Annotated in this window: 21 protein-coding genes; 6 read left to right on the plus strand and 15 right to left on the minus strand. The window is 67.0% G+C overall.

The window, feature by feature from the left end; all coding sequences use genetic code 11:
- The first annotated feature begins 37 nt into the window (after positions 1 to 37).
- Together ACSFB7_RS00520 and ACSFB7_RS00525 are read left to right on the plus strand one after the other, a co-directional pair.
- A complete protein-coding gene (locus ACSFB7_RS00520) occupies positions 38 to 1,120 on the plus strand; it encodes an agmatine deiminase family protein (RefSeq protein ID WP_435466045.1) in 1,083 nt (360 codons plus the stop codon).
- A 138-nt stretch (positions 1,121 to 1,258) separates the two neighbouring features.
- Complete coding sequence (locus ACSFB7_RS00525) at positions 1,259 to 6,763, plus strand: Mur ligase family protein (RefSeq protein ID WP_435466047.1); 5,505 nt, start codon at positions 1,259 to 1,261, stop codon at positions 6,761 to 6,763.
- A gap of 10 nt (positions 6,764 to 6,773) precedes the next feature.
- On the opposite strand, the gene ACSFB7_RS00530 is transcribed toward ACSFB7_RS00525, so the two are convergent.
- On the minus strand, positions 6,774 to 7,046 hold the full coding sequence (locus ACSFB7_RS00530; RefSeq protein ID WP_435466049.1) for an acyl carrier protein: 273 nt from the start codon (positions 7,044 to 7,046) through the stop codon (positions 6,774 to 6,776).
- Positions 7,047 to 7,255: 209 nt separating this feature from the next.
- Between ACSFB7_RS00530 and ACSFB7_RS00535 the strand changes: the two genes are divergently transcribed.
- Complete coding sequence (locus tag ACSFB7_RS00535; RefSeq protein ID WP_435466051.1) at positions 7,256 to 8,179, plus strand: tetratricopeptide repeat protein; 924 nt, start codon at positions 7,256 to 7,258, stop codon at positions 8,177 to 8,179.
- A 51-nt stretch (positions 8,180 to 8,230) separates the two neighbouring features.
- Here ACSFB7_RS00535 and paoC read toward each other — a convergent pair whose 3' ends face one another.
- Genes paoC through paoA form a run of 3 tightly spaced genes read right to left on the minus strand, consistent with a single transcriptional unit; the run spans position 8,231 to position 12,027 of the window.
- Positions 8,231 to 10,429: an aldehyde oxidoreductase molybdenum-binding subunit PaoC gene (gene paoC / locus ACSFB7_RS00540; protein ID WP_435466053.1), complete on the minus strand. Its 2,199-nt coding sequence runs from the start codon at positions 10,427 to 10,429 to the stop codon at positions 8,231 to 8,233.
- A 3-nt stretch (positions 10,430 to 10,432) separates the two neighbouring features.
- Positions 10,433 to 11,386 carry an FAD binding domain-containing protein gene (locus tag ACSFB7_RS00545; RefSeq protein ID WP_435466055.1) on the minus strand — a complete coding sequence of 318 codons (954 nt, stop codon included), beginning with the start codon at positions 11,384 to 11,386 and terminating at the stop codon, positions 10,433 to 10,435.
- Positions 11,383 to 12,027 (minus strand): aldehyde dehydrogenase iron-sulfur subunit PaoA, encoded by a 645-nt coding sequence (gene paoA, locus ACSFB7_RS00550; RefSeq protein WP_435466057.1) that lies wholly within the window; start codon positions 12,025 to 12,027, stop codon positions 11,383 to 11,385. The genes ACSFB7_RS00545 and paoA overlap by 4 nt, the downstream gene beginning before the upstream one ends.
- A 184-nt stretch (positions 12,028 to 12,211) precedes the next feature.
- Between paoA and ACSFB7_RS00555 the strand changes: the two genes are divergently transcribed.
- The gene (locus tag ACSFB7_RS00555) at positions 12,212 to 13,183 is read left to right on the plus strand and encodes a LysR family transcriptional regulator (RefSeq protein WP_435466059.1); all 972 of its coding nucleotides are present in this window, start codon (positions 12,212 to 12,214) and stop codon (positions 13,181 to 13,183) included.
- Between the two features lie 16 nt (positions 13,184 to 13,199).
- Here ACSFB7_RS00555 and ACSFB7_RS00560 read toward each other — a convergent pair whose 3' ends face one another.
- The gene (locus ACSFB7_RS00560; RefSeq protein WP_435466061.1) at positions 13,200 to 14,102 is read right to left on the minus strand and encodes a LysR substrate-binding domain-containing protein; all 903 of its coding nucleotides are present in this window, start codon (positions 14,100 to 14,102) and stop codon (positions 13,200 to 13,202) included.
- Between the two features lie 132 nt (positions 14,103 to 14,234).
- Between ACSFB7_RS00560 and ACSFB7_RS00565 the strand changes: the two genes are divergently transcribed.
- Positions 14,235 to 14,912 carry an FMN-dependent NADH-azoreductase gene (locus tag ACSFB7_RS00565; protein WP_435466063.1) on the plus strand — a complete coding sequence of 226 codons (678 nt, stop codon included), beginning with the start codon at positions 14,235 to 14,237 and terminating at the stop codon, positions 14,910 to 14,912.
- A 167-nt stretch (positions 14,913 to 15,079) separates the two neighbouring features.
- Complete coding sequence (locus ACSFB7_RS00570; RefSeq protein ID WP_435466065.1) at positions 15,080 to 15,511, plus strand: fimbrial protein; 432 nt, start codon at positions 15,080 to 15,082, stop codon at positions 15,509 to 15,511.
- Between the two features lie 48 nt (positions 15,512 to 15,559).
- Here the strand turns inward: ACSFB7_RS00570 and ACSFB7_RS00575 are convergent, their stop codons facing one another.
- The 10 genes from ACSFB7_RS00575 to ACSFB7_RS00620 all read right to left on the minus strand — a co-directional run bounded on the left by ACSFB7_RS00575 (position 15,560) and on the right by ACSFB7_RS00620 (position 24,894).
- Positions 15,560 to 16,465, minus strand: coding sequence for an SDR family oxidoreductase (locus tag ACSFB7_RS00575; protein WP_435466067.1), 906 nt, complete (start codon positions 16,463 to 16,465; stop codon positions 15,560 to 15,562).
- A 107-nt stretch (positions 16,466 to 16,572) separates the two neighbouring features.
- Positions 16,573 to 17,511, minus strand: coding sequence for a glutathione S-transferase family protein (locus tag ACSFB7_RS00580; RefSeq protein WP_435466069.1), 939 nt, complete (start codon positions 17,509 to 17,511; stop codon positions 16,573 to 16,575).
- Positions 17,512 to 17,558: 47 nt separating this feature from the next.
- Complete coding sequence (locus ACSFB7_RS00585) at positions 17,559 to 19,199, minus strand: isovaleryl-CoA dehydrogenase (protein ID WP_435466071.1); 1,641 nt, start codon at positions 19,197 to 19,199, stop codon at positions 17,559 to 17,561.
- Positions 19,200 to 19,244: 45 nt separating this feature from the next.
- Positions 19,245 to 20,261, minus strand: coding sequence for an NADP-dependent oxidoreductase (locus ACSFB7_RS00590; protein WP_435466073.1), 1,017 nt, complete (start codon positions 20,259 to 20,261; stop codon positions 19,245 to 19,247).
- A 19-nt stretch (positions 20,262 to 20,280) separates the two neighbouring features.
- Positions 20,281 to 20,745 carry a PaaI family thioesterase gene (locus ACSFB7_RS00595; protein ID WP_187110195.1) on the minus strand — a complete coding sequence of 155 codons (465 nt, stop codon included), beginning with the start codon at positions 20,743 to 20,745 and terminating at the stop codon, positions 20,281 to 20,283.
- A 396-nt stretch (positions 20,746 to 21,141) separates the two neighbouring features.
- On the minus strand, positions 21,142 to 21,936 hold the full coding sequence (locus ACSFB7_RS00600; RefSeq protein WP_435466076.1) for an SDR family oxidoreductase: 795 nt from the start codon (positions 21,934 to 21,936) through the stop codon (positions 21,142 to 21,144).
- Positions 21,937 to 21,988: 52 nt separating this feature from the next.
- A complete protein-coding gene (locus ACSFB7_RS00605; RefSeq protein WP_435466078.1) occupies positions 21,989 to 22,291 on the minus strand; it encodes a Dabb family protein in 303 nt (100 codons plus the stop codon).
- Between the two features lie 26 nt (positions 22,292 to 22,317).
- Complete coding sequence (locus ACSFB7_RS00610; RefSeq protein WP_435466080.1) at positions 22,318 to 22,566, minus strand: hypothetical protein; 249 nt, start codon at positions 22,564 to 22,566, stop codon at positions 22,318 to 22,320.
- Positions 22,566 to 24,419 (minus strand): acyl-CoA dehydrogenase, encoded by a 1,854-nt coding sequence (locus tag ACSFB7_RS00615; RefSeq protein WP_435466082.1) that lies wholly within the window; start codon positions 24,417 to 24,419, stop codon positions 22,566 to 22,568. Before ACSFB7_RS00615 ends, ACSFB7_RS00610 begins: the two co-directional genes overlap by 1 nt.
- A 22-nt stretch (positions 24,420 to 24,441) precedes the next feature.
- Entirely contained in the window at positions 24,442 to 24,894 is a 453-nt protein-coding gene (locus ACSFB7_RS00620) for a PaaI family thioesterase (RefSeq protein WP_435466084.1), read from the minus strand.

Below are 24,894 nucleotides of genomic sequence, written 5' to 3' on the forward strand. Positions count from 1 at the left end.
CCTGGCGCCTCTTCCGGAGATCGACATGCACTTTTCAATGACCCGCCGCACCCTGCTCAGCGGACTGAGCCTTGCACCGTTGGGCCTGGCCACCGCCTCGGTCGCTGCAGCAGCACCCGAGACCTGGCACATGCCGGACGAAGGCGATGCGCACCGCGCCACCTGGATGTCTTTCGGCCCCAGCGAAAAAGTCTGGGGACGGCGCTTGCTGAAGCCGGCGCGCGAGCACCTGGCCACCATCGCCCGCACCATCGCCGAGTTCGAGCCCGTGCACATGCTCGTGCGCGAGCAGGAGCACGACCTGGCCGCCAGACTGTGCGGCAACCGCGTGCAGCTCGAAGTGCAGCCGGTGGACGATCTCTGGATGCGCGACACCGGGCCGGTGTTCGTGCGCAATGCCGCCGGTGAATGGGCCGGCATCGACTTCAACTTCAACGGCTGGGGCGGCAAGCAATCCCATGCACGCGACGCCGAGGTGGCCGAGTACGTGACCGACGCCGCCAAAGTGCAGCGCCTGAGCACGCGGCTCGTGCTCGAAGGCGGCGGCATCGAGGTCGACGGCGCGGGCACGGCCATCATCACCGAGAGCTGCGTGCTCAACGCCAACCGCAACCCCGGCTTGCGCAAGGAGGCTTGCGAAGCGGAACTCAAGCGCCTGTTGGGCCTGCGCAAGATCATCTGGCTGCCCGGCATCGCGGGCCGCGACATCACAGACGGGCACACCGACTTCTATGCGCGCTTTGCCGCGCCGGGGGTGGTGGTTGCGGGCCTGGACGACGACCCGGACTCCTACGACAACGCAGTGACCCGGCGCCACCTGGAAATCCTGCAACTGGCCACCGACGCACGCGGGCAGCGCTTGCGCGTGGAAGTGCTCAAGGGGCCCGAGACGGTGCGCAGCACCTTCGAGACGGACGAGTTCGCGGCGGGCTACATCAACTTCTACGTGTGCAACGGCGCCGTCATCGGCCCGCAGTTCGGCGACGCGCGCGCCGATGCCAACGCCCGCGCGCTGATGCGGGACCTGTTCCCGAAGCGCGAGGTGGTGCAGCTCGACATCGACGGCATCGCCGCGGGCGGCGGCGGCATTCACTGCACGACGCAGCAGCAGCCGCGCTGACGGCACTGCGCCGGGGTTAGAGCCAGAGACACCAAGGCGTTTAGGGATTCATGCTTTGGTTTGCAGCCAAACGATAGACTGCCCCGCACTCAAAAGAACAACGCCCATGGCAGCCGGGCGGAGACCGGGATCAACGCAGTGAATCTCAGCGATCTTCTGGAGGGCGCCCGGCAGGGCCTGGCGACTTCCCGCGGCGCATCGCCGCAGGCCTTTGCACCGGCGAGCACGGCAGGCTGTGTCGTGTTCTTCGCACTGCACAACGGCGTCGATCGCGCCCATGTGCACGCGGCACGCGGCGAAGACCTGGAGGCGGCCTGGCAGCAAGGCACGCAGGCGCTCGAAGCCTTTGCTGCCGGCTCTCCCCGCGCACTGCACAGCCTGCGCGTGGATGTCGTGAGCCAGGTCCAGATGCTGACCTGGGGCGAACTCAAGACCCGCCTGTCGCACAACCCGCCGCCCCGTTTTCGCGAAGGCATCGCCTTCGACGCGCAGTTCGACGTGGCGCTGCTTGCGCAGGAAATCGCCGGCCACGCCATCTTCCAGGAGCCCGGTGCGACGCATGCGCAACCGCATCCCGCGAACCTGCATGCCTGGGGCCGGCATCGCTTCGGCATCGACCTCGCCTTTCCCGATGACGACGCCGCGCCCGTGTGGTGCTTTCGCACCCACGCCGTGCTGGCAGATGCGGAAGGCGTGCATGCGCTCGGTGTCGAGGGGGCTGTCACGGGCTACCGCTCGCGGTCCCGGTGGAGCGCGCCGCAGTTGCGCCAGCTCATCGCGGATGGCAGCGACCATCTCGCGGCGCGCGTGCAACCGGACGGCACGCTCGACGATGGCGGTGTTCCCCCTTCTTCTGCCCCTGCCTTCGATGCACTGCGCCACGCGCACGCCGTCCATGCGCTGGTGGAAGCCTCTGCCTTCACAAAGGCAGACCTGCACAAGGCGGCCATGCACCGCGCGCTCGCCCGGCTGACCACCACGCTGATCCGGACGACGCCGTTGCAAGACGGCACGCTCGCAGCCGCTCTCGCCGGCCCCGATGGCCAGGCGCGCTTCGACGGCAACGCGGCTTGCCTGCTCGCGTTGGTCGCTCACACCAAGTCGACCGGCGACACCGCGCACCTGGCGTTGATGACGCAACTGGCGCTGGGCATCGTGCACACGCACGACGCCAGCCGCAGCGAAGGCCTGACCGGATTCAGCCTCTTGCGGCTGTACAGCCTGACGGGCGAGCGCCGCTGGCTCACCGCGGCCGGGCGCGTCTTCGAACACTTCATCGCCACCGGAGACAAGCGCACCGACGACCCCTGGCTGGCCAGCGGCATCAATGAACTGAGCCGCTACCGGCCCGAACCGGTGATCTTCCAGTTCGGCGTGCAGCACCTTGCGGCCCTGCTGGAAGACAACGCCACCCCGATGGGGCCGATGCCGCTGATCGCCGCATACGACATGGTGTCGAGGCTGGCCGCCAATCCCGTGCTGCGCCCCTTGCTTGCCGGGCTGGACCGGCACAGGCTGCGACTGGCGCTGGAAGAGCGCGCGCACCGTCTGGCCGACAGCCATTTCTGGCCCGAGCTGGCGATGTTCTTCCCCGACCCCGCACGGGTCCGTGGCGCCTTCTTCAACCGGGCCCTGGGGTTCCGGCTGGACGTCGAAGACGTGGCCTGCGGCCTTCGGGACTGCGCGGCCTGCCTGAAGTTTCTGCAGGCGACGGCGGACGATGCGGGCGAAGGTGCCGCATCGACCCTGTTGTCGCCTACCGACGGGCCGGTGGTCGCATGGGCCGGTGACATCAACCTGGGCGGCCGGCAGCACCACCGCACGCAAGAGCTGGGTTGGTCGGCCGTGCTCGGCAGTGTTCCGGTGATCGCGCAGGCCGATCTCGGCATTGCCAGCCTGGCCTGCGTGGTGTCGTCAGTGCATGGGCCGCACGACACCACGAGTGACGACGACAGTTCAGACCACCATCGCCACGCGCGCCCCGAAATGCTGCGCCTTCTCGGCGAGGCGGGCATCGACGTGATCGCCACGGCCAATCGCCACGGTGGTGGCGACAAAGCCCGCGCGCATCAGGCCGCCCTGCTCGACGCGGCCGGCATCGGCCACACCGGTTCGGGGCCGACGCTGGAAGCCGCGCTGCAACCCGTCCTGCGCCGGGCGGGCCATCTGAACGTCGCACTGTTCTCCCTCGACGGCGCCGCACCGAAGCTCGCAGCGAGCGAGGCAAGCGCGGGCAACGCCTACCTGCCGCCGTCTTCGCCGAGTGCATGGACGGCATGCCTGTCACCTCGCATCACCGCCGCGCGCCAGCGGGCGCACGTGGTGCTGGTCGCAGTGCATTGGGGCATCGACGGCACGCCGGCAAGTTCCGATGCAGACCGGACAGCCATCGGCCGCGCCCTCATCGATGCCGGCGCCGATGCCGTCCTTGGCACCGCAACCCAAGGACAGCAAGGCGTCGAGATCCATCGCGACCGGCCCATCGTCCACGGCACCGGCGATCTGCTGCGCGACACGATGCACGACGAAGGCGAGAGCGGCGTGTTCTCGCTCCAGTTGGGCAACAGCGGCGTGCAGCGCGTGGTGTTCACGCCCCTGCGCCTGGGCTTCGGCCAGACGGTGCAGCTCGAAGGCCGACAGGCTGCGGCGGCGGCCAGCCGCTTCCTCCAGCAAAGCCAGGCCCTCGGTTCGGCGTTCAAGCTCGCCGCCACCGGCCAGTGCTTCATCGACCTGCAACCACCCTACCGCAAGCCGGTGTCGTTGCTGCTTCTTCCGCGAAGGGGGCACCACCCGGATGCGATCCGTGCGGCCACGCAGCCGCACGAAGAATGGCTCGCGAGCGAAGTGCCCCAAGCGGCGCGGCTCGAATCGCCGGTGCCGCTGGGCCCGCTGCGCCTGCTCGGTGCACGGGTCACGCCTGATCGGCTCACCGGGCGCGGCAGCGTGACGGTCGAGACCTTCTGGCAACTCGACCAGCCCACCGGCATCGACTGGCGCCTCGACATCCGCGCCCTTCCCTCCACCTGCGTCGACGCGCCGGCCTGGGGCCTGTCGGGCGACCACGATCCGTGCGACTGGATGTGGCCCACCAGCCGCTGGCAGCCCGGCCTGATCTACCGCGACATTCACCGCCTGCAGCCACCGGCCGCGCCGCTGTATGACGTCGAACTGCAGATCGAGGTCGGCCTTGTCAGCGCCACCGCGCAGGTGGAGCGCGAGCGGCTGCAGTTGTTCGTGGACTTCACCGTCGATGCCGACCAGCCGACGCCGGCGCCGCCCAAGGTGTTTCCGCCGATGCCGCGCTATCGCGTGTTCCCGCCCGAGGTCTTGCCACCCGATCTGCCGGGTGAGCCCAGGCAGACATGGAACGCCGCGCAACTGGCGGCCGTCACGGGCGGCAGCTGGCTGGTGGCGCCACCGCCCGGGTGGTTCGTGCGCTCCGTGTCGCGCGGCGAAGCGTTGACGGAAGACCTGCCGTCGCCCGCGCTTTTCGTGGCCTCCGACTACTGGACGCTGGCCATCCACGAGCGCTTTGCCGACAACGCGCACGAGCGCAACTGGGATTGGTCCGACGAGATCGTGCGCATGCAGCCGCAACTGGCGGGCGCCGTGCTCCGCAGACCCATCGCGGGACTGGCGCCGGACTTCCCCGTGCTGCTGGTCGACGACCCGATCCAGTCGCTGGTCGAGCTGGGCGCAGCCGCGCGCCAGCGGCTGCAGGGCCACGTGATCGCCATCACCGGCAGCGCGGGCAAGACCTCCGTGTGCCACATGCTCGACCACGCCTTCTCTGCCTCGCACAGCCGCTTCGCCACCATCCAGAACTACAACTCGCGCGTGGGCGTGCTCGCCATGCTGGCATGCGTGCCCGCGCAGACCGACCTGGTGATCCTGGAGATTGCCGTCAGCGCCATCAACGCGCAGGACTTCCAGAACGTCAAGCTGGTGCGGCCCGACCTGGCCGTCATCACCAACATCACGGCCTCGCATCTGGACGACGGAGAAACCGTGGAAGACGTCGCACGGCGCAAGGCGAACGTGTTCGAGGGCATGCGCCCCGGCGCGTGGGCCGTGCTGTGCACGGACACCGAGTACTTCGACTACCTGATGGCTCGCGCGAAAGGGCACGCGCTGAAGGTGATGACCTACGGCACGACCGCCGCGGCCGACTTCCGGCTGGAAGCGCACGACCCGGTCTCCGGCAGGATCAGGGCCAGCCATGCCGGCCGGCATTTCGAGTACGCGCTGGGCGCGAAGGGCCGCCACATGGCCGTCAACAGCCTCGTGTGCTTTGCCGTGGCGCATGCATTGGCGCTGGACGACAGCCAGGTTCCCGCGCAGCTCGCATCGTTCGCCGCCGTACAGGGGCGCGGGCAGGTCCTGCCGTTTGCGCTGGACGGCAAGCGCTTCCGGGTCATCGACGAGTCGTACAACGCCAACCCGCTGTCGATGGCCGCCGCACTGGCCTCATTGGCCGACGAGCCGCGCGGCAACGGCCGCAAGATCCTGGTGCTCGGCGACATGCTGGAGCTGGGCGACGACACGGGCCGCTACCACGAGGCGCTCGTGGAGCCGATCGCACAGTGCGAACCCGCGCTCGTCTTCCTGCTGGGCACCTTCATGAGCAGGCAGCGGGACCGCATCGCGGCCGCCTTACCGCCCACCGCGACCGTGCATGCATGCGAATCGCTCGATGCGCTCGAACGCATGCTGCTCGATGCAATCGATGCCGGCGACCTGGTGCTGCTCAAGAGTTCCAACGGCATGCGGCTCTGGCAGATCGTGCGCACGCTGACCCGGCGACAGGAAGCGCAGAAGCGGCAGCAACCGGCCGCATCGGTGCCGGTGGCCATTCCGCCCATGCCACTGCCGCCCGCCGCCGTGATCCGGCGTGCCGGCGCATCCGCCGACACCGAGCCGGCCGCGCCCAGTTGGATCCTGTACGACATGACGCACGACAGGCTGCTGACCCATCAGCCCGCCAGCCGTCCCTTTGCGCCCGCCGCGCTGTCCTTGCTGATGACGGCGGTTCTGGTCGAGCAGAAGCTCCATGCCGAGCGCCTGGACCGGCATGCCGAAGCCGTGATGACGGTTGCCGACGACGATGCCCCTTCCGACGCACTGCTCACGGCTGCCGCATCGCAACCGGTGCAGCGCTTGCTCGAAGCCGCGTTGATCGCGTCGTCCCGCAAGGAGGCCCTTGCGCTTGCGTCGTGGCACAGCGAAAGCCCCGCTGCTTTCGTCTCGGCCATGAACCGGCAGGCGCAGGCATGGGGCATGGCCGACACCCACTTCGCCTGCCCCACGGGACTTCAGGCGGCAGCCCGCACGACCGCCGTCGACATGCTCACGATGGCGCGCCATGTGCTGCAGGGCTTTTCGTCGGTGTTCGAGGTGGCCGGACAGGCTCGCCTGAGCGATGTTCCAGAAGTGGCGCTGCTGGGGCAAGTGGCAAACGTCGATGGCCTCCATGCCGGCGCGTTGCCCGGCGGCGGCGCACACCTGATCGCGACTGCGCAACGCGACGGGCGGCGCCTGATCTCGGTGGTACTGGGTGCGTCGGACGGGCCGACCTGCACGCGCTTGTCGGCACTGCTGCTGCAGCGCGGATTCGAGGTGCCGGGCGAACGCGCCGCTTCTTAACAGGAGTCGGCTAGCTCACGCCAGCGGCATGCGCCTGCGCGTCGAGCAGTTCGCACAGGCCCTGCAAGGTCAGGGGATCGCTTGCATCGCCAGCGCCGAGCTTGTCCACGGGAATGCGCAGCCTGAACATGTTCTCTGCCGCGCACACGAATTCGAGCACGGTGAGCGAATCGAGCCCGAGATCGTTCAACGGTGTCGAAGGCGTGACCGACACGCGGGCCACGTGAAAGCGCCGCTCCAGCATGGAGCTGACCTCACCGTAGCGCGCCGTTGTCGAAGACATCGCAGCGTTATCCTGCGGCCAGCCTGACCGCTGGCTGACGCGACGGGTGTCGTTTGCTACATTCCACGGCCGGTCCGGCCACCCCTTTTCTTCAACGTACTCAAATCCCGATGGCTTTTGTCGCCGCAGTGTGCCCCCAGTGTTCAGGAGCCCTCCAGATCCCGCCGGAGCGGGACTTCGTGAAATGCGAGTACTGCGGGACCGACATCATGGTTCGTGAGCCGGTCCGGCCCGCTCATTACGTCCAGTTGGTGCAACCCGCGCAATCGGCACCGGCCAACGGCGCGAACCTCAAGCGGCTTGCCGAAGCGGCGATTGCCGCAGGCAACTACCAGGAGGCCTGCGACTACTTCAATCGAGCCCTGGAAATCGATCCGAATGACGTGCAGGCCTGGCTCGGCAAGGCCGATGCCCTGGGCCTGGACTGCCGGCCCGGCAACCTCCGGCTGCAGGAAATGGTCGCGGCGTTGGAGAACGCGTGCAGGGCCGCCGCGCCCGAACGCCAGGCCGACCTGCTGAAGGGCCTGGTCGCGAAGATCAAGACGGTGGTGTTTCCGCTCTACACCGAGGCGTACGAAGCGCTGCAAACGGACCCATCGGCATCCACATGGGAGAGCTACCTGCGCCAGTGCGTGCAGTACGTTGCGGCCGGAAAGATCGCGCATGAACTCGCGCCCGACGACACGGAACTCATCGAGTTCGTGATCGAGCTGTGCAGGGGCACCATCGAGGGCGTGTACGTCAACGGCTCCGACACGGAGTTTTATGCCGTGGACGATGCGTACGAAAAGAAGCTGCGCGAAACCATGGAGGCCTTCAGCGAAAAGCTGGCGGTCTTCAAGCCCGGCTATCAATATCCCATGGTGCAGCGCGCTGGCAAGAAGTGCTTTGTCGTGACCGCCACGATGGGCGATGCGGCGCATCCGTCGGTCATTCTGCTGCGGGTCTTCAGGGACGAGCGCCTCGCCCGCTTTTCCGTCGGCCGTGCCTTCATCGGCTGGTACTGGACGCACGGCCCGGCGCTTGCGCGGCAGGTCGAGAAATCGAAAGCCCTGCGAAGCGCGGCCTACGTGTTCGTCGTCGTGCCCGCCGTGGCTCTGGTCAAGGCACTCAACCGCCTCGTGCCGCGATAAAAGGCAGCGCTGGACCCAAGACCCGACCGAGGCCCGCTGTGACGATCGATCTCAGGCACTCAGCGAAGGCATCCGGCCGAGCAGCTTGTCGAGCGTGACGGGGTAGTCGCGCACCCGCACGCCGGTCGCGTTGTAGATCGCATTCGCGACCGCCGCGGCAACGCCGCAGATGCCGAGTTCGCCGACGCCCTTGGCCTTCATGGGCGACGACATGGCATCCGTTTCGTCCAGGAAGATGACCTCCTGGTGCGGTATGTCCGCATGCACCGGCACCTCGTAGCCGGCCATGTCGTGGTTGACGAAAAAGCCCAGCCGCTTGTCGACCGCAAGTTCCTCCATCAGCGCCGCGCCCACACCCATCGTCATGCCGCCGATGACCTGGCTGCGTGCCGACTTCGGGTTGAGGATGCGGCCCGCCGCGCACACGGCGAGCATCCGCCGCACGCGCACTTCGGCGGTGAAGGCATCGACCGCGACTTCGACGAAGTGCGCGCCGAAGGTTGATTGCTGGTAGGTCTTGGTCAGGTCGCCGAACTCGATGGCGTCCTCGACCACGATGCCGCTCTCGCCGGCTACCGATGCAAGCGACAGGCTGCGCCCGCCGGCATGCACCATGCCGTCCGCAAAGGTTGCGACCGCAGCATCCAAGCCGGCGCGTTGCGACACGGTGTCGCGCAGCTTGACGCAGGCGGCGTACACGCCGGCGGTCGAGCTGTTGGCACCCCATTGCCCGCCGGAGCCCGCGGACACCGGGAAAGCAGAGTCGCCGAGCCGCACCACCACCCGCTCGATCGGCACGCCCATCATTTCCGCGGCGGTCTGCGCAATGACGGTGTAGCTGCCCGTTCCGATGTCGGTCATGTCGGTTTCCACCGTGACCACGCCGCGCCCGTCGAGCCGCACGCGCGCGCCCGACTTCATGACCTGGTTGTTGCGAAAGGCCGCGGCCAGGCCCGTGCCGATCCACCAGCGGCCCTCGCGCCGCTGCGCAGGCCGCGCACTGCGCTGCGCCCAACCGAAATGCTGCGCACCGGTGCGCAGGCACTCGATGAGGCGCCGCTGCGAAAAGCGGCGGCCCGGATTGGCCGGGTCGACCTGGGTGTCGTTCAGCACGCGGAATTCCACCGGGTCCAGGCCGAGCTTCTCGGCCATTTCGTCGATGGCGACTTCCAGCGCCATCAACCCAGGTGCCTCGCCCGGCGCGCGCATCGCGTTGCCTTCGGGCAGGTCGAGCAGCGCCAGCCGCGTGCCCGTCAAACGGTTTTCTCCGGCATAGAGCAACTGCGTCTGCTGCACCGCGTTCTCGGGCTTGCCGCCTACGAGGTTGCCCGACCAGCTCTCGTGCCCGATGGCGGTGATCCGGCCCTGCCGCGTGGTGCCGATGCGAATGCGCTGGATGGTCGCCGGCCGGTGCACGGTGTTGTTGGCCACCAGCGGCCGCTGCAGCGCCACCTTCACCGGGCGCTGCGCGATGCGCGCACCGAGGGCGGCCAGCACGGTGTCGGCACGCAGGAACAGCTTTGCGCCGAAGCCGCCGCCGATGAACGGCGACACGAGGCGGATGTTGTCTTTTGAAATGCCGAGCGTCGTCGCCAGGTCGGCGCGGGTCCAGTTGATCATCTGGTTCGATGTCCAGACCGTGAGCTTGTCGCCGCGCCATGCGGCGGTGGACGCATGCGGCTCCATCATCGCGTGCGAGTGATCGGGTGTGGTGTAGGTCTCGTCCAGCCGCACTTCGGCCTTGGCGAATGCGCCGGCGAAGTCGCCGACCGTGTTGTTGCGGTCCGTGGTGCGCCTGTCGGTCGAATCCTTCTCGCCTGCGAGGTCGAAGGCGCCGTCCGCGCGGACGTACTCGACGCGCAGCAATTGCGCGGCGGCACGCGCCTGCTCGAAGGTCTCGGCCACTACGAGCGCAATGGCCTGGTGGTAGTGCTCGATCACCGGGCCACCGAGCAGCCGCGCGGTGTTCAGGTTGCCCTTGTCGAGCTTGCCCGCGTTCTCGGCGGTGACGACGGCAATCACGCCGGGCGCGGCCTTGGCCCGGCTCGCATCGATGGACGCGATGCGGCCCTTGGCAATCGCCGAGCCGACGATGTAGCCGTAGGCCGCATCGGGCGCCACGTCGTGGCGTTCGTAGGCATAGGGCGCCGTGCCGGTGGTCTTGAGCTTGCCGTCGATGCGGTCCAGCGGCTGGCCGATCACCTTGAGCTGGTCGATCGGGTTCGTGGTGGCGGGTGTGTCGAATTTCATCGTTCAGCTCCTCGCATCCGTCGTCAGCACCGCATCGAGCGCGCGCTCGACCAGCGTCACCTTGAAGGCGTTCTGCGCGGTCGGGCGAGCATCGGCGAGCAGCGCGTCGGTGGTGGCCTTGGCGCCGCGCGTCAGCTCGCGCTCGGCGGCTTCGACGCGCCACGGTTTGTGCGCGACGCCGCCCAGCGCGACGCGGCCGGTGCCGTCGCGCTGCACGATCGCCGCAACCGACACCAGCGCGAAGGCATAAGACGCCCGGTCGCGCACCTTGTGATACGCCTGCCTGCCACCCACGGGGCTGGGCAGCCGGACCGAGGTGATCAGCTCGCCTGGCTGCAGCGCAGTTTCGACCTGCGGCGTGGCGCCGGGCAGCTTGTGGAAGTCGGCGATGGGAATGGTCCGCCGCGTGCCATCGGGGCGCATGGTCTCGATGCTCGCGTCGAGCGCGCGCATGGCGACCGCCATGTCGCTGGGGTGGGTCGCGATGCAGGCGTCGCTCGCACCGATCACCGCATGCTGCCGGCTGACACCGCCGATGGCCGCGCAGCCGCTGCCCGGCTGGCGCTTGTTGCACGCCTGGTAGGTGTCGTAGAAGTACGGGCAGCGGGTTCGCTGCAGCAGGTTGCCCGCGGTGGTCGCCTTGTTTCGCAACTGCGCCGAGGCGCCTGCCAGCAAGGCACGCGACAGCACGGCGTAGTCGCGCCGCACGCGCTCGTTCGCGGCAAGGTCGGTGTTGCGCACCAGGGCGCCGATGCGCAGGCCACCGTCGGGCGTGCCTTCGATCTTGTCGAAGCCCAGGCCGTTGACGTCGATCAGATGGCCGGGCGTCTCGATCTCCAGCTTCATCAGGTCCAGCAGGTTGGTGCCGCCCGCGATGAAGCGTGCGCCCGGCACACGTGCGGCCGCCGCGACGGCCTGCGCGGGCGATGCCGCGCGCTCGTAGGTAAAGGCCTTCATGCGCTCACCCCCGCCACTTCGGTGATCGCCTCGACGATGTTGCTGTAGGCACCGCAGCGACAGATGTTGCCGCTCATGCGCTCGCGAAACTCGACGCTCGACAACGGCGGCTTCGCGCCCAGGTCTTCGGTGACGTGGCTCGGAATGCCCTGCGCGATCTCGCCCAGCATGCCCACGGCCGAGCAGATCTGCCCCGGCGTGCAGTAGCCGCACTGGTAGCCGTCGTGCTTGACGAAGGCGGCCTGCATCGGGTGCAGCTTGCCCGGCGTGCCCAGGCCTTCGATGGTCGTCACCTTCGCGCCTTCGTGCATCACGGCGAGCGTCAGGCACGAGTTGATGCGCCGGCCATCGAGCATGACCGTGCATGCGCCGCACTGGCCGTGGTCGCAGCCCTTCTTGGTGCCGGTCAGGTGCAGGTGCTCGCGCAATGCATCGAGCAGCGTCGTGCGGGTGTCGAGCGACAGGCGGTGCGGCTTGCCGTTGACGTTCAGCGTCACGGGCGAAAGTGCTGCGTCGCCCGCAGTGCGAGGCGGTGCCGCAATGGCCGGCGCGGCCCCAACCAGCGCCGGCACCGATGCGGTGGCCGCGCCCGCCTTCAGCAGGCAGCGCCGGGAAATCGTGAACTCATCGGGGGTTGTCATGTCGCGTCTGCTCCTTGGTCGATCGCATGCGCTGCATCGGCACAGCGTCACGCGCAAGTGGCTGACCAGCCTTGCACGGCCGGCAAGAGCGGACTGTAGGTCTGCGCCTCCTTCGCGAATAGACCCCGCAACCTTGAAGGACTGGCAAGTTGCTGTTGATAATCGCCGGCGAAAGAGGTGCCCCATGCCCATCAACGAACTGCGCTCCATCGCGACCTTTGCCAAGACCGCCGAACTCGGCAGCCTGCGCCAGGCGGCCGCCGCGCAAGGCATCACGCCGCAGGCCGCGAGCCAGGCGCTGGCCCAGCTCGAGCAGCACCTGGGCGTGCGGCTGTTTCACCGCACGACGCGCAGCATGTCGCTCACCGACGAGGGCCGGCAGTTTCTCGAAGCCGCGCAGCCGTCGCTGGTCGGCCTGCAGCGCGCGCTGAGCATGGCGCGGCAGGCCAAGGACGAGATCGCGGGGCCGCTGCGCATCGTCGGCCCGCGCTCGACTTTCGCGCCGGTGCTGTGGCCGCTGCTCGACGAGTTCTGCCGCCTGTACCCTGACGTGCAACCCGACGTGCACCTGGACGACCGCATCGGCAACTGGGTGGAAGACCGCGTGGACGTGGGCTTTCGCGTGGGGCAATCACCGGCCGAGGGCGTGATCGCGCGCAAGCTGTTTTCGTCGCAGCTCATCATCTGCGCCGCGCCGGCGTACCTTGCCCGCCATGGTGCGCCCGACAACCTCAACGCACTTGCGGCGCATCGCTGCAGCGCCTTTCGCCATCCGGGCACCGGCAGGGTGCTGCCTTGGTACGTGAAGGTCGAAGATGCCCGGGTCGAACACCACGTGGTGCCCGCGCTGTGCATCAACGAAGAAGCACTGGAAACCGAAGCCGTGCTGGCCGGGCATGTCCTCGGGCTGCTGACGGGCGTGATCTCCGCGCCGCACATCCGCGCCGGGCGGCTGGTGCCGCTGCTGACCAGCCACGTGGACGACCTCTCCAGCGCCTTCGTGTACTACGGAAGCCGCGTCGCGCAGCCCACGCGCGTCAGGGCCTTCATCGACCTGGCGGTGCAGCGCCTCGTGAACAACACGACCTACGTTCTGACGGCGAAGGAGCTGCAGTCCGCGGAAGCGAAGGGGCGCAAGGCGCATCCGCGGCAGTGATGCTGCCGCGCGGGTTTCAAGCCGCCGCGCCCAGGGGCGACAACCCCCTGACCCAATCGAACACCGCCGCAACAGCAGGCTCCGAACGCCGCGCCTCCGGGCACACCAGGTAGAACGGCAGGCCAGGCAGCACAGGCCCGAAAGGCTGCACCAGATTGCCCGCGCGCAACTCGTCCGCGATCAGCGCCAGGCCCATCAATGCCACGCCCTGCCCTTGCAGCGCGGCCGACACGGTGTGCGTTTCGTCGGAGAACACCGGCCCGGCCGACACGTCGAGGCCCGGCACCTGCGCCTCTTGCTGCCACGCGGCCCATGTGCCCGGCTGGGTCTTGCTGCCGGGCACCGCGAAATGCAGCAGCGCGTGCTTCGTCAGGTCGCCGCGGCGACGCAGCTTGAGCGCGGGGCTGCAGGCCGGCGCGAAGGTGGTGTCGAACAGCTTCTGCGCCACGAGGCCCGGCCATTGACCCTTGCCGTAGCGGATGGCGATGTCGGCCGTGATGCCGTCGAGCGCCACCGCTTCGTGCGATGCATGAATGCGCAGGTCGAGCCGGGGATGCAGCGCGCGCAAGGTGCTCACGCGCGGCAGCAGCCAGCGCGCCGCGACGGCCGGCGTGGTCGACAGCGTGATGGCCTGCCGCGCGGGTGGTGCACGCAGCCGCGCGACGGCATTCGACATGGCGTTGAACGATTCGCTCAATACCGCCTGCAATTCCCAGCCCTGCGGCGTGAGCACCAGTTGCCTCGGCTGCCGGATGAAAAGTGGCACGCCCAGCGACTCTTCGAGCTGCCGCACCTGATGGCTGATGGCCGTGGGCGTGACCGACAGCTCGTTCGCCGCGAGCTTGGCGCTGCAGTGCCGCGCGGCGGCTTCGAAGGCGCGCAGCGCCGCCAGCGGAGGCAATGAATGAAGGGTGGCCATGGATGAATTAATTTTTCTGCAGGGCAAAGAAATCGTCGTTTGTGGCGGCTGTGATGCTTGGATAAATTGCAACCCGTGTCAAGCAATCAGATGAATTCCATTCACCCCATCAACCCACCCGAGGACCACGACATGACCACCCTGCTCCACATCGACGCCAGCGCCCGCCCCGGCCTTTCGGGCAGCACCGAGCACGGCTCGCACTCGCGCCGCCTGAGCCACCGCTTCGTCTCGACCTGGAAGGCCACCCGCCCGCAAGACGAAGTGATCTACCGCGACATCGGCGCGCTGCCGCCCGGCGTGGTCACCGGCGAATGGATCGAGGCGGGCTACACGCCCGAGGAGTTGCGCGCGCCGTGGATGCACGACGTGCTCGCCGAAAGCGATGCGTTGATTGCAGAGATCCGCCGGGCCGACGTGCTGGTGATCGGCACGCCCATGTACAACTTCGGCATGCCGGCGCCGCTGAAGTCGTGGATCGACAACGTCGTGCGCATCGGTGCCACCTTCAATTTCGACCGCAGCCTCGAGAACCCGTATGTGCCGCTGCTGGCCGAGCGCGTGCGGCGCACCGTGCTGCTCACTTCGTGCGGCAGCAGCGGCTACGGCCCCGGCGGCTTCCAGGCTCACATGGACCTGCTGACGCCGGGCGTTGCGACCCCGCTCGCGCTGCTCGGGCTCACGGAAATTCACAGCGTGGCCGTCGAACATGCGGAAGATCACGGCGACCTGCTCGATCAATCGATCGCCACCGCGCTTGTTCGCGTCGACGTGCTGGTGCGCGCATTGCAAACATCGACAAGCACTTGAACTGTAATTTCCGATCACAGTGCGCAGGCAACTCGCAACATGACGAATGGGCACGATGGCGCAATGGAAATGCTGCTTGTCCCGGCGCTTGCGTTGTGATTTCATCCTTGACGCATACCCATGCAATGTCAGGGAGTGAAAAAGCGGGTTCAAAAAGAGGGATTGAAATGACCAGGCTTGACCTTCGTTCGCGCGTGTTCGCGACATTGGGATTCTTGTCTATGGGTGCGGCATCGTTGGGCGCCAACGCCGCGGACGGCACGATTCATTTCACGGGCGAGATCGTCGCCGCTCCGTATGAAATGAAAGTCGTCGCCCGTCCATCCGCAGTCACGCATCGCGTGGTTGCGGGCCACACCACCGAGGTGGTGTTCCTGCGGCAATGGGTGGATCGACCCAGCGCCAGGGTGCGTGTCGATGCACTCGGTGGCCTGTCCGTGGCCACTGCATTCACCGACACCAAGGGCCGGCAGAACGCGTTCGATCCGGCGGGCGAGCAGCACGTGGGCCTGGACGGCGGCACGCTGTCGATCAAGCCACAAGGCAAGCCGGCGGCCGGCCGCGTGGCCAGCGCGATGGTGACGGTCAGCTACAACTGAGGCGCGCCGCGCACAGCGCGGCGTGACCCAGGTTCAGGCCTCAGGGCCTCAGGCCGAACGAAGCTGCTCACGCAGCTTCAGCCCGATCTCGGGCCGCTCCAGGAACGGATCGGCCGGGTTGGTGCCCGACACGATGTTCTCCATGCGGCTGCGCACATTGCCCAGCGCCTTGGGGTGGCTGAACACGTAGAACTGGTTGTCCGTGATCGCGTCGAACACCTTGGCCGCCACTTCGGCGGCGGTGATCTTGCCGCTGCTCACCGCCTTGTTGCTCATGGCCTGGCCGATGAGCTGGCTCTTGGTGAGTTCCGAATCCTTCGGTGCGTTCGGGCGGTTGCGCTCGCTGCTCGTGATGCCGGTGGGCACGAAGTACGGGCACAACAGGCTCGCGCCGATCTGGTCGGTCACAAGGTTCAGGTCCTGGTACATGGTCTCGGTGAGGCTCACGACCGCAGCCTTGGCCGCGTTGTAGATGCCCATGTTGGGCGGCGTGAGCAGGCCGGCCATGCTGGCGGTGTTGGTGATGTGGCCGCGATAACCGGGGTCTTTGGCGGCCGCTTCGAGCATCATCGGCGTGAACAGGCGCACGCCGTGGATCACGCCCCACAGGTCGACGCCCAGCACCCATTCCCAGTCGGCGACGGTGTTCTCCCAAACGAGGCCACCCGCGCCCACGCCGGCGTTGTTGAACACGAAGTGCGGCGCGCCGAAGCGTTCCTTGACGGCGGCGGCCAGCGCTTCCATCTGCGCGGCATCGGACACATCGACCTTGCGGGCCAGCACCTGCACGCCGGCGGCTTCCATCTCGGCCTTGGCCTTGTCGAGTGCGTCCTGCTGCACATCGACCAGCACGAGGTTCATGCCACGAGCAGCGCCGATGCGCGCGCATTCGAGCCCGAAACCCGAACCGGCGCCGGTGAGTACGGCGGTCTTGCCCTTGAAGTCCTGAATCATTTGCCGGTGTCCTTGTGTTGAATGTCTCTGACGTTGGAGCCGCTATTGAAATACGGAACGCGCGCGGGCGCAGTCACGAAGGTGCCCGCTACGCGTCTCGTTTTCGGTCAGGCCTCAGCCTTCTTCAACACGTAGCCGATGCGCGGGAAGTGCACATGCACCGTGCCCGTGCGATCGCCGGTGCGCGCCAGCGTGTAGTGCGTGCGCGTGGCCGCGACCAGCGTGCCTGGCGTCTCTTCGAGGCCGAAGCTCTCGGCGCGCACGGTGACGGCGCTGCCCAACGGAATGCCGTGGTCGTCCTGGAAGGTACTGTCGGTCAGCAGCGTGTGCGGCGTCGCGGCCTTGGCGATGGCGATGGCTTCGTCGGCGCTGAACTTCTCGGGCGCACCATGGCCGATGGCGGCCATGCGGTCCATCCAGTCGATCACCGCCGGCGTCAGATCGAGGATGGCGCGGACCGACTCGATGCGGCGCGTGTACCAGAGCGGGTGGTAGGCCGAGAAGTCGGCAATGCTCGGCACTTCGCCCAGCAGGAAAGGCTTGTCGTCGAGCATGTCCGACAGGCGGCGCAGGTACGACTTGTAGGCACTGGTGGCGTCGGCCGGACGCAGGCGCGTCATGTTGCCGGCGCTCATCTTGCCCCGGTCTTCGCCGAAGGCCTTGATGGCTTCGGGTGGCGCCTTGGCGAACACTTCCGCAGCGCCCTTGGGCTGCAGGTTCCAGGCCATCGCGGCCCAGAACAGCGTGGTATCGGCCCACTGGGCCAGGATGCGCGACATGCCTTTTTCAGGCTCGGGGTAGAGCGTGGGCTCGGGCTGCAGGTGCTCCAGCACGTCGGCGATGAGCGCGCTGTCGCAGTACATGTCGGCGCCGATCTGCAGGAACGGCGTCTTGCGGTAGCCGCCCGTGAGCGTCTCCACATCGGGCTTGGGCATGATCGGCGGAATGAGGACCGACTTCCACGGCAGCTTCTTGGCGCCAAGGATGAGCCGCACCTTTTCGGAGAACGGCGAGGTGGTGTAGTGGTGAAGGATCAGGTCGGCCATGTGTTGTTTCCTGTGAGGTGCTTGCTTTTGCTTGTGTTCAGCGCGCATCAACGAGGTTGTGCGCGCTGGAGGATCGAATCGAAATCGGTGCCCGCGCCGAGCGTGCCGAAGGTCTGGCCCCAGTCGCCGCCAAGGCGCGAGTCGCAGAAGGCGGTGAAGACTGCGGCCGGTGCGGTCTGGACGAGCAATGCAGCCTGCACTGCGAGCGCCACGTCCTGTGCCAGACGACGCGCCTCGACCTCGGAGGCCATCGCCTCGATGCGCGCGGGCAAGGCGTCGGCCAGCCGGTCGAGCGCGGCATGCTGGCCGCGCGCCGGTGCCAGTTCTTTCGCGAGGCCCGCAACCGCATCGCCCTTGCGCAGGCCACGCAGCAGGTCGAGCGCCATGATGTTGCCAGCGCCTTCCCAGATCGAGTTGAGCGGCATCTCGCGGTAGATGCGCGCCATGATGCCTTCGCCGCCCTCTTCCACGTAGCCGTTGCCGCCGAGGCATTCCATGGCCTCCTGCGCGAAGTGGCTGCCGCATTTGCAGATCCAGAACTTGGCGACCGGCGTGAGCAGGCGCGCCATCAGCCGTTCGTGTTCGTCGTCGGGGTGATCGAAGGCGCGGGCCAGGCGAATCGCGAGCGCGGTCGCGGCTTCGCTTTCAAGCGCGAGGTCGGCCAGCACGTTCTTCATGAGCGGCTGTTCGATCAGCGGCTTGCCGAAGGCGCTGCGCTGGCTGGCGTGGTTGAGCGCGATGCTCAGGGCCTGGCGCATCAGGCCGCTGGTGCCGAGCGCGCAGTCGAGCCGCGTCATCGTGCCCATCTCGAGGATCTGCGGAATGCCGCGCCCCTCTTCACCCACCAGCCAGGCGCTCGCGCCATGGAACTCGACCTCGGAACTCGCATTGGCCTTGTTGCCGAGCTTGTCCTTCAGGCGCTGGATGTGGATGGCGTTGTGCGTGCCATCGGGCAGCACGCGCGGAAGAAAGAAGCAGCTCAGCCCGGCGGGCGCCTGCGCCAGCACCAGGAAGGCATCGCACATCGGCGCCGAGAAGAACCACTTGTGGCCGGTGATGACATAGCGTTCGCCCCAGGCGTCGCTGCCGTCCCGCACGGCGCGCGTGGTGTTGGCCCGCACGTCGGAGCCGCCCTGCTTCTCGGTCATGCCCATGCCCATGGTCACGCCGGGCTTGTCCTTGAACGATTTCAGCGCGGGGTCATACCAGAGGCTGCCGAGCTTGGGGCCCCAGTCGGCATACACGGCCGCATTGCCGCGCAGCGCGGGCGTGACCGCATAGCTCATCGAGATCGGGCAAAGAATCGAAGGCTCCAGCTCGGTGAAGAGCATGAAGCCGGCCGCGCGCAGCACGTGCGGCGAGGCCGACGTACCGGTCCATGGCGTGCCGTGCAGGCCGGCGCCCACGGCAGCCGTCATCAGCGCGTGGTAGCTCGGATGAAACTCCACCGTGTCGATGCGCCGCCCGAAGCGGTCGTGCGTGTGCAGCTCGGGCGTGTGGATGTTGGCAAGCCGCGCATGCGTCTGCATGCCGGCCGAGCCAAGGTTCGCACCCAGTTCCTGCAACTGCGCAAGCTGCAACGCGGGCGCGTTGAACTTCAATGCATCGCGCAGGGGCCGGTTGGTGTCGAAGAGGTTGTAGTCCACCAGCGGTGCGGGCTGGTTGAACACCTCGTGCGTCGTTTCCATATCCGGCCTCCTTGCCGTGCGTTCAGTTCATCAGATCAGCTCAACTCAGATCAGCTTCACCAGCTGCTTGCCGAAATTCTTGCCCTTGAGCAAACCCAGGAAGGCTTCAGGGGCGGACGCGATGCCCTGCGCCACCGACTCGCGCGGCTTGAGCTTGCCGGTGGCGACCAGCGTGCCCAGCTCGGTCAGCGCCTCGGGCCACACTTCCATGTGCTCGCTGACGATGAAGCCTTCGATCTTCATGCGGTTGATGAGGATCAGCGCCGGGTTGGCGAGCGGCAGCGGCTGGCCGTCGTAGCCCGCGATCATTCCGCACAGCGCCACGCGTGCGAAGGCGTTGGCGCGCAGCAGCACGGCGTCGAAGATGTAGCCGCCGACGTTCTCGAAATAGCCGTCGATGCCCCTCGGGCAGGCTTCCTTGAGCGCGGCGCTCATGCTCTTCACATCGGGGTGCTGGCGGTAGTCGATGCAGGCGTCGAAGCCGAGTTCGTCGGTCACGTACTTGCACTTGTCCGGGCCGCCCGCAATGCCGACCACGCGGCAACCGCGCGCCTTGGCCAGCGCACCGAAGGCGCTGCCGACCGCGCCGCTGGCGGCCGTGATGACCACGGTTTCACCGGCCTTGGGCGCAATGATCTTCACAAGGCCGTACCAGGCGGTGACGCCCGGCATGCCGACCGCGCCGAGGTAGTGCGACAGCGCCACGTGCGTGGTGTCGACCTTCTTCAGCGCGCCGGGCTGCGAGGCATCGACCACGCTGTATTCCTGCCAGCCACCGAAGCCGACGACCTTGTCGCCGACGGCGTACTTGGGGTGCTTGCTCTCGACCACTTCGCCCACGGTGCCGCCCTGCATCACGGCGCCCAGCGGCTGCGGTTGCGCGTAGCTCTTGGCGTCGTTCATGCGACCGCGCATGTACGGGTCGAGGCTCATGTAGTGGTGGCGCACCAGCACCTGGTTGTCTTGCAATGCGGGTGTCTCGGCGGTCACCAGCTTGAAGTTGCTGGCAACGGCTTCGCCATCGGGGCGGTTGTCGAGATGGATCTGTTGGTTCTTGGGCATGGAAGTCTCCGGAAAACAATCAATCGGTGGAAGGCGGACGCATCTCGTTGACGCTGGTGGGGCCCGTAGGCAACCGACGCTTCACGTACTTGAAGGTGCCGGTGGCGTGGGCGCACACGCGTTCGTGCTCGTCGTAGATCTTGGCTTCGGTAAAGGCCAGCGTGGCGGTGCGATGGATCAGCGTGCCGCGCGCATGCAGCGGGCCGACCGAGGGCTGCATGAAGCTGGTCTTCATCTCGATGGTGACCACGCCGGTTTCAGGCGAAACGCTGCGGGCCGCCGCGGCCATGGTGATGTCGAGCAGCGTCATGCAAGCGCCGCCGTGTGTCACATCGAAGGTGTTGAGGTGTTCGGGCTTGGCGGTGTAGATGATTTCGGACTCACCGTTCTCGAACTTCGTGAGTTCAAAGCCCAGGTGGCGGGCGAACGGGATCTGGCTCGTGTAGGAGCGGATGTTGATGTCGCTGGAATCGGGGGAAGACATCTTGGTTCTTTACTCTGACTTGTTGGGTTGCTGGGTGTTTGTGTTTTGCTGTTCTGCCGTTTTCCGGACGCTGCTTTTGGAGACGGGTTCATTCGGGGCGAGTGCGAATGACACCGGGTGCTCCCCTCCGCGAATGTCCCCCGCTTCGCTCCTCCTTTATTTCGCTGCGGGGAGCACCCGGCGTCATTCGCACATGGGCACGCTGCTGGTGATCTCGCGATCAACGGCTGCTCTGTCCAGCGCTCGCGCCGATACGGGGTTCTTTTTCGCGAAATAAAGGAGGAGCGAAGCGGGGGACATTCGCGAAAAAGAGCACCGTGTCGGCGTGAGTGTCGCCCTGAACAACAGCGCCCAGAAGCAAGCACGCCCACACAAAACCTACCGAAAAATTTTCACTCAGGCGCCAAGAACAACGCTGACGCCACCATCGACAGCCAGCCACTGACCGGTAATGTGCTTGCCGGCATCGCTCGCATAAAGCAGCGTGATGCCCTTCAGGTCTTCTTCGTCACCGAGGCGCCCCAAAGGCGCGGCAGCGGCCATCTTGTCTTCGCCAAGAGACTTGATCAGCCCCGCCGCCATCTTCGTCATGAAAAAGCCCGGGCAGATCGCATTCACGTTGATGCCGTACTTGCCCCATTCGGCGGCCAGCGTCTTCGTGAAGCCGATCACCGCCGTCTTCGAGGTGTTGTAGGCCAGTGTCTGCATGTCCGGGCCGTTGCCGTTCAGGCCCGCGATCGAGGCGATGTTGATGATGCGGCCCGTCTTCTTCGGGATCATGTAGCCCCTGGCGATCTGCTGCGACAGGATGAAATAGCCGCGCACATTGAGGTTCATCACCTTGTCCCAGGCCTCGACCGGATGGTTCTCGGCCGGCGCACCCCAGCTCGCGCCGGCGTTGTTGATCAGGATGTCGACCGCGCCCATGCGCTCCAGCGTCTCGTCGGCCAGGCGACGGGTGTCTTCTTCCTTCGAGCAGTCGGCAGCGATCCAGCGCGCGTCGATGCCGGCGGCCTGCAGTTCGGCGGCGGCCTGCTCCAGGTCGTCGGCCTTGCGCGAACTCAGCATGATCTTCGCGCCGGCCTCGCCGAGCGCATGAGCCATCTGCAGGCCCAGGCCACGCGAGCCGCCGGTGATGAGGGCGGTCTTGCCCGTGAGGTCGAAGAGTTTTTGAACGGTGCGGGGGGTCATGGGATGTCTCCGGTGTGGGATGTCTGTCTATCAGTCAGTCAGTCTGTCTGGCTCAGATCACGTAGTCCATGCACTGGCGGGCTTCGCGCACGGCGCCAATGAAGGGTTTCAGCGCCACGTGCTGCGGATGGTCCGCATAGGCGGCGAGCGCGGCGGCGTCGATGAATTCCGAGTTCAGGATCAGGTCGTAGGTCGCTTCCAGGCCGGGCTGGGCAATCACCACCTCGAACAGGTGCGTGCCAGGCGACAGCTTCGCGCAGGCGTCGAGCAGCGCCTTGGCTTTCAGCAGGTTGGTCGCCTTGTCGGCGCCCTCTGCGTGCTCCTTGAACTTCCACATCACGATGTGCTTGAGCATGGCTGTCCTTTGCTTTGCTTGTCTGTTTACTTGTCGTTGAGCCGCGAGCGCACGTAGATGAGCACCAGGCCCACCAGCGTGACCAGCGCGCCGGGCACCGCCATCGACCAACCCAGCGTGGGGTCGGTGCGGCCGGTGGAAATTCCGAGGATGACGATGAACAGCCCGCCGTAGATCAGGATCCAGATCCACTTCTCCAGCCGGGCATGCGGCTTGGGTGGCTTGACGGGGGTGTTGTTGTTATTGCTGGGGTTCGGCGGATTGGTAGTGGCCATCAGAAGGCGTCCTCGGGCAAAGCTGTACAGGTCGGGTCGCGGCTTTCGACCACGTTGAGCCATGCACCGATTTTCGGCAGCTCGTAGTGGAAGAAATAGTCCGTGGCACCGATCTTGCCAGCTGTTACCGCCCTCGCCTTTTCGCTGTCGATCTCCAATGCGCGCTGCGCCACGTCGAGCCAGATCCAGGCCAGCACCGTGTGGCCGAAGGCCTGCATGTACGGCACGGCGTTGGCCAGTGCGTCGGCCGGGTCACCGGTGGACCATGCGGCCTCGGTGGCGCTGCCGATGCGCTGCAGCGCGGCGCCCAGCGCCTTGGCGTTCGCCGCCAACGCCGGCACCTTGGCCGCGCGGGCGATGGTGTCGGTGATGCGGCCGGCCAGCAGTTGCAGGCCGCGGCCCTTTTCCATCAGCACCTTGCGGCCCAGCAGGTCGGCCGCCTGGATGCCGTGCGTGCCCTCGTGGATCATGTTCAGGCGGTTGTCGCGCCAGTACTGCTCCACCGGAAAGTCGCGCGTGTAGCCGTAGCCGCCATGCACCTGGATGGCCAGCGAATTGGCTTCCAGGCACCACTCGCTCGGCCAGCTCTTGGCGATGGGCGTGAGCACTTCGAGCAGCAGGCGCGCATCGTCGGCCGATTGCGCGCTGCCCGTCTTCTGTTCGTCGACCAGCCGGGCGCAGTACAGCTCCAGCGCCAGCGCGCCTTCGCAGTACGCCTTCTGCGCGAGCAGCATGCGGCGCACGTCGGCGTGTTCGATGATGCGGACCTGCGGCGCGGCCGAGTCCTTGGCGACGGCTGCGCCTGCCGCTTCCGGCTTCTTCACCAGCCGGCCTTGCGGGCGGCTCTTGGCGTACTCGAGCGATGCGTGATAGCCCGCCATGCCGAGCATGGTGGCGGCGGTGCCGACGCCGATGCGTGCCTCGTTCATCATGTGGAACATGCAGTGCAGGCCCTTGCCCGGCGCGCCGACCAGATAGCCCACCGCGCCCGCCTTGCCATCGACCGGGTACTTGCCCTCGCCGAAGTTCAGCAGCGTGTTGGTGGTGCCGCGCCAGCCCAGCTTGTGGTTCAGGCCCGCGAGCGCCACGTCGTTGCGTTCACCGGTGAGCTGGCCCTTCGTGTCCACCATGCGCTTGGGCACGATGAACAGCGAAATGCCGCGCGTGCCCGGCACCAGCTTGCCGTTCTCGTCCGGGATCTTGGCCAGCACGATGTGCACGATGTTCTCGGTCAGCTCATGGTCGCCGGCCGAGATCCACATCTTGTTGCCCGTGAGCCGGTAGCGCGGGCCCAGCGGATCGTTCTGGAAGTCGGCGCCATCGGGCACGGCGCGCGTGGCCACGTCGCTCAGCGACGAACCGGCCTGCGGCTCCGACAGGCACATGGTGCCGGCCCAGCGGCCCGAAAACTCGTTCTTGGCGAACACCTCTTTCTGCATGTCGGTGCCGTGCACCATCAGCAGGTTGGCGTTGCCGCTCGTGAGCATGTTCGCGCCGATGCTCACCGAGGCCATCGCGAAGAAGCTGTTGGCGGCGGCCGAGAGCGTGTACGGCAGCTGCATGCCGCCGATGTCGTAGTCCTGTGCGGCGCTCATCATTCCCGATTCGACGAAAGCCTTGTGCGCGTCGTGCGTGGCCTGCGGCAGGATGACTTTCTCGCCGTCGAAATGCGGCTCCTGCGTGTCGACCGTGCGATTGAACGGCGCGTACTTCTCGCGCGCAATGCGCTCGCAGGTGTCGAGCACCGCATCGAAGGTTTCGCGCGAGTGGTCGGCAAAGCGTTCGCGCTGGTTCAGAGCTTCGGCGTCGAGCCAGTCGTACAGGAGGAAATCGAGGGTGGAACGCAGGCTCATGATGGGTCGTCTCTTCGGTCGTCTATTTCTTGGGTTCGGGCAGCGTCGCGATGGTGCCCTGCGCCAGTGCGCAGAGCTTCTCCACGCCACCGTTCACAACGAACACTTCGCAGGTGCAGACGGCTTGCGATTTGCCGGTGTGCACGGCCTTGGCGCGCGCGACCAGGCGCTCGCCGAGTGCCGGCCGCACATAGTTGATCTTGAATTCGGAAGTCACCACCGGCACCCGCAATGCGGCACCGCCGGCGAAGGTCAAGGCGTTGTCGGCCATGTAGCTCACGATGCCGCCATGGGCAAAACCGTTCTGCTGCTTCAGTTGCGCGGACAGCGGCAACTGAAGCTCGGCCTGCCCCGGCGAGAGCGCGTGCAACTCGGCGCCGATCAGCGCGCTGAACGGCTGTGCCGCCAGCACGCTGCGCCCGTATGCCAGTACGGCTTCGGGCGAGACCTCCTGGTCATGGCCCAAGCCGGCCAT

The organism is Variovorax raffinosi (assembly GCF_051216615.1).
GTDB lineage: Bacteria > Pseudomonadota > Gammaproteobacteria > Burkholderiales > Burkholderiaceae_C > Variovorax.